General features: G+C 66.2%; 4 protein-coding genes. All 4 read left to right on the forward strand.

Going from position 1 to position 4,570, the window contains the following annotated elements; all coding sequences use genetic code 11:
* Positions 1-166 precede the first annotated feature (166 nt).
* The 4 genes from thrS (at position 167) to pdxS (ending at position 4,548) form a co-directional block, all read left to right on the forward strand.
* A complete protein-coding gene (thrS, locus tag K789_RS0107705) occupies positions 167-2,176 on the forward strand; it encodes a threonine--tRNA ligase (protein WP_024366256.1) in 2,010 nt (669 codons plus the stop codon).
* A 20-nt stretch (positions 2,177-2,196) separates the two neighbouring features.
* Positions 2,197-2,832: an HIT family protein gene (locus K789_RS0107710; RefSeq protein WP_051180957.1), complete on the forward strand. Its 636-nt coding sequence runs from the start codon at positions 2,197-2,199 to the stop codon at positions 2,830-2,832.
* Positions 2,822-3,460, forward strand: coding sequence for a phosphatidylinositol phosphate synthase (gene pgsA, locus K789_RS0107715; protein ID WP_024366257.1), 639 nt, complete (start codon positions 2,822-2,824; stop codon positions 3,458-3,460). The genes K789_RS0107710 and pgsA overlap by 11 nt, the downstream gene beginning before the upstream one ends.
* Positions 3,461-3,621: 161 nt before the next feature.
* On the forward strand, positions 3,622-4,548 hold the full coding sequence (pdxS, locus tag K789_RS0107720) for a pyridoxal 5'-phosphate synthase lyase subunit PdxS (RefSeq protein WP_024366258.1): 927 nt from the start codon (positions 3,622-3,624) through the stop codon (positions 4,546-4,548).
* The last annotated feature ends 22 nt before the right edge of the window (positions 4,549-4,570 follow it).

Here is a 4,570-nt window from a genome sequence, read left to right on the forward strand (position 1 = left end):
CCGCCGGGTCCGCTGGACGGCATCAGCCGCAACCTCGCCATTACCGGGCTGGGAGGCTGAGTGGCGCGTTGGTTGGCCCCTTCAGAAACCGATAGCATGGACGAGGCTGGCTGTGGTCCCCGTACGCCACAAGCTACGAAGCCCTAACTTTGAATAGGAGACACCCGTGTCAGATGCCCAGCAGATCACCCTTCTCGTCGATGGCGAAGAGACCAAGGTGGCTACCGGGACCACCGGCGCGGAACTCTTTTTTGAGCGCCGCGACGTCGTTGTGGCCCGCGTCAACGGCGAACTGAAAGACCTGGACCAGCCGCTGCCCGAGGACGCCACGATTGAGGGCGTCACCATCGATTCCCCCGACGGCCTCAACGTCCTCCGCCACTCCACGGCCCACGTGATGGCCCAGGCCGTGCAGCAGCTGCGCCCCGACGCCAAGCTTGGCATCGGCCCGTACATCACCGACGGCTTCTACTTCGACTTCGACGTCGAGGAGCCGTTCACGCCGGATGACCTGAAGGCCCTGGAAAAGATGATGCAAAAAATCATCAACCAGAACCAGAAGTTCGTCCGCCGCGTCGTCAGCGAGGACGAGGCCCGTGAGGCGATGAAGGACGAGCCCTACAAGCTCGAACTGCTCGGCAAGAAAAACAACGCCGCCGACGCCGGTGAAGGTGTCAACGTCGAGGTCGGCGCCGGAGACATCACCATCTACGACAACGTGGACCGCAAGAGCGGGGACACCATCTGGTGTGACTTGTGCCGCGGCCCGCACCTGCCCAACACCAAGCTCATCTCCAATGCCTTCGCCCTGACCCGGTCCTCCGCCGCCTACTGGCTGGGCAACCAGAACAACCAGCAGCTGCAGCGCATCTACGGCACCGCCTGGCCCACCAAGGACGCCCTCAAGGCCTACCAGGAACGCATCGCCGAGGCCGAACGCCGCGACCACCGCAAACTCGGGGCCGAACTGGATCTGTTCTCCTTCCCGGACGAGCTGGGTTCGGGCCTGCCGGTGTTCCACCCCAAGGGCGGCATCATCCGCAAGGCCATGGAGGACTACTCGCGCCAGCGCCACGTGGAAGCCGGCTACGATTTCGTCTACACCCCGCACATCACCAAGGGCCACCTTTACGAGGTCTCCGGCCACCTGGACTGGTACCGGGACGGCATGTTCCCCCCGATGCACATCGACGCGGAACTCAACGAGGACGGCACCGTCCGCAAGCCCGGCCAGGACTATTACCTGAAGCCGATGAACTGCCCCATGCACAACCTCATCTTCCGCTCCCGCGGACGGTCCTACCGCGAACTGCCGTTGCGCCTGTTCGAATTCGGCTCCGTCTACCGCTACGAGAAGTCCGGCGTCGTGCACGGCCTCACCCGGGTGCGCGGCATGACCCAGGACGACGCCCACATCTACTGCACCCGCGAGCAGATGAAGGACGAGCTCACCACCACACTGAACTTCGTGCTGGGCCTGCTCAAGGACTACGGCCTGGACGACTTCTACCTGGAGCTCTCCACCAAGAACGAAGACAAGTTCGTGGGCGACGACGCCACGTGGGACGAAGCCACCCGCACCCTCGCCGAGGTTGCCGAAGCCTCCGGCCTGGAGCTCGTCCCGGATCCGGGCGGAGCCGCGTTCTACGGCCCCAAGATCTCCGTCCAGGCAAAGGACGCCCTCGGCCGCACCTGGCAGATGTCCACCATCCAGCTGGACTTCAACCTGCCCGAGCGCTTCGAACTTGAGTTCCAGGCCGCCGACGGCACCCGCCAGCGCCCGGTGATGATCCACCGCGCCCTGTTCGGTTCCGTGGAACGGTTCATGGGTGTGCTGACCGAGCACTACGCCGGCGCGTTCCCGGCCTGGCTGGCCCCCGTGCAGGTGGTCGGCATCCCGGTCGCCGAGGCGTTCAACGACTACATGTTCGACGTCGTGGACCAGCTCAAGGCCGCGGGGATCCGCGCCGAGGTGGATATTTCCTCGGACCGTTTCCCGAAGAAGATCCGCACCGCCAGCAAGGACAAGATCCCGTTCGTACTGATCGCTGGCGGGGACGACGCCGAAGCCGGCGCCGTGTCCTTCCGCTTCCGTGACGGCAGCCAGGACAACGGCGTGCCGGTGGCCGAGGCCGTCCAGCGCATCGTCGACGCCGTCCGCAACCGGACCAGCTAGCGGACAGGGAAGAACCAGGCATGCAGGAAACCACAGGGGCCGCCTCGGAGTATCCGGGCGACGACGGCGTCACCGACGACTTTGGCCTGGCCGGGGTGCCGGACGCGTTCCAGCGCCTGTGGACTCCGCACCGGATGGCGTACATCAAGGGCGGGCAGCACCAGTTCAAGAACGTGGACGACTGCCCTTTCTGCGTGGCGCCGGAACGCGAGGACGGCGATTCACTGATCGTCTACCGCGGGCGGACCAGCTACGTCGTGCTCAACCTCTTCCCCTACAACCCGGGCCACCTGCTGGTCTGCCCCTACCGGCACATTCCCGACTACACGGACCTGACCGTGGAGGAAACGGCCGAATTCGCCGAGCTCACCCAGACGGCCATGCGCGTGCTGCGCAAGGTCGCCAATCCCACCGGCTTCAACCTGGGCATGAACCAGGGCGTGACCGGCGGTGCCGGGATCGCCGGGCACCTCCACCAGCACGTGGTGCCGCGCTGGGGCGGGGACGGGAACTTCTTCCCGATCATCGCCCAGACCAAGGCCATCACACAGACCCTGGGCGAGGTCCGCCAGCAGGTGGCGGACGCCTGGCCCCAGGCCACCGCCGGGGCGACGGATACGGGGCAGGCGACTGCCGGGGCGACGGATGCTGAATAGGCACGCGCGCGGTTTTTTCACCGCGCTGTTCTCCCCGCTTGCCCGGTGGCTCCTGCGGATTGGCGTCTCCCCGGACGCCGTCACCATCGTCGGAACGCTCGGCGTCGTGGTCGGGGCCCTGGTGTTCTACCCGCTGGGCCAGCTCTGGTGGGGCACCCTCTTCATCACAGCGTTCATCTTCTCCGACGTCATCGACGGCATCATGGCGCGGATGCAAAAGAGCGGCGGCCGCTGGGGCAACTTCCTGGACTCCACCCTGGACCGGGTTGCCGACGGCGCCCTGTTCGCCGGCGTCGCGGTCTGGTTCTTCACCGGAGGGGCGAACCCCCCCATCGCGATTGCCGCCGTGGTCTGCCTGGTCCTGGGGATGGTGGTCTCCTATGCCCGTGCCAAGGCCGAGGCGCTGGGATTCCAGGCCAACGTGGGCATTGCCGAGCGCGCCGAGCGGCTGGTGTCCGTCCTGGTGGTCACCGGCTTCACCGGTCTGGGCCTGCCCACCGTGGTGCTTTTCGTGACGCTGTGCCTCCTGGCCGCCGCGAGCCTCGTGACGGTCATTCAGCGGATCATCGCAGTGCACCGCCAGTCACTCGAGGAGACCGAAGGCACCGCAACCGAACAGGCCGCCTGAGCGCGCAGGTTCGGCGGGTGTAACCGGAATTCAGCCGGGCGCGGCGGGGGACTAGTATTAGCACTACCGGCCAATGGATCCGGTAATCCGGTGTGTGCGAAGCGGTATTTGTGTGCCGTCCGCGCTCCGGCGAGGTCATCTATCTACCCATAGGGGTTTTTGTGTCTACACCTGATGTAAGCAGCGAAGCCGGCGCGTCCGCACAGAGCGTTACGGGCAGCAACCGCGTCAAGCGCGGCATGGCGGAGATGCTCAAGGGCGGCGTCATCATGGACGTCGTCAACGTCGAGCAGGCCCTCATCGCTGAGGATGCCGGGGCCGTGGCAGTCATGGCGCTGGAACGCGTTCCCGCCGACATCCGCGCCCAGGGCGGCGTGTCCCGGATGTCCGATCCCGACATGATCGAGGCGATCATCGCCGCCGTGTCCATCCCGGTCATGGCCAAGGTCCGGATCGGCCATTTCGTCGAGGCCCAGGTCATCCAGACCCTCGGTGTGGATTACATCGACGAGTCCGAGGTCCTGACCCCGGCCGACTACGCGAACCACATCGACAAGTGGAACTTCACGATTCCCTTCGTCTGCGGTGCCACCAACCTCGGTGAGGCCCTGCGCCGCATCAACGAGGGCGCGGCCATGATCCGCTCCAAGGGCGAGGCCGGCACGGGAGATGTCTCCAACGCCACGACGCACATGCGCCAGATCCGTGCGGAGATCAAGCGGCTTGCCGGCATGGCCGAGGACGAGCTTTACGTCGCCGCCAAGGAGCTGCAGGCCCCGTACGAACTGGTCAAGGAAGTTGCCGCCACCGGCAAGCTCCCGGTCGTGCTGTTCACCGCCGGCGGCATCGCCACCCCGGCCGACGCCGCCATGATGATGCAGCTCGGCGCCGACGGTGTCTTCGTCGGCTCCGGCATCTTCAAGTCCGGCAACCCGGCCCAGCGCGCCGCCGCCGTCGTGAAGGCCACCACCTTCTTCGACGACCCGGAAGAGGTCGCCAAGGCCTCCCGCGGCCTAGGCGAGGCCATGGTCGGCATCAACGTGGACGACATCCCGCAGCCGCACCGCCTCGCCGAGCGCGGCTGGTAGTACAGCTAGTCATTAACGACGG

Origin of the sequence: Arthrobacter sp. TB 26 (assembly GCF_000427315.1) — a bacterium.
Taxonomy (GTDB): domain Bacteria; phylum Actinomycetota; class Actinomycetes; order Actinomycetales; family Micrococcaceae; genus Arthrobacter.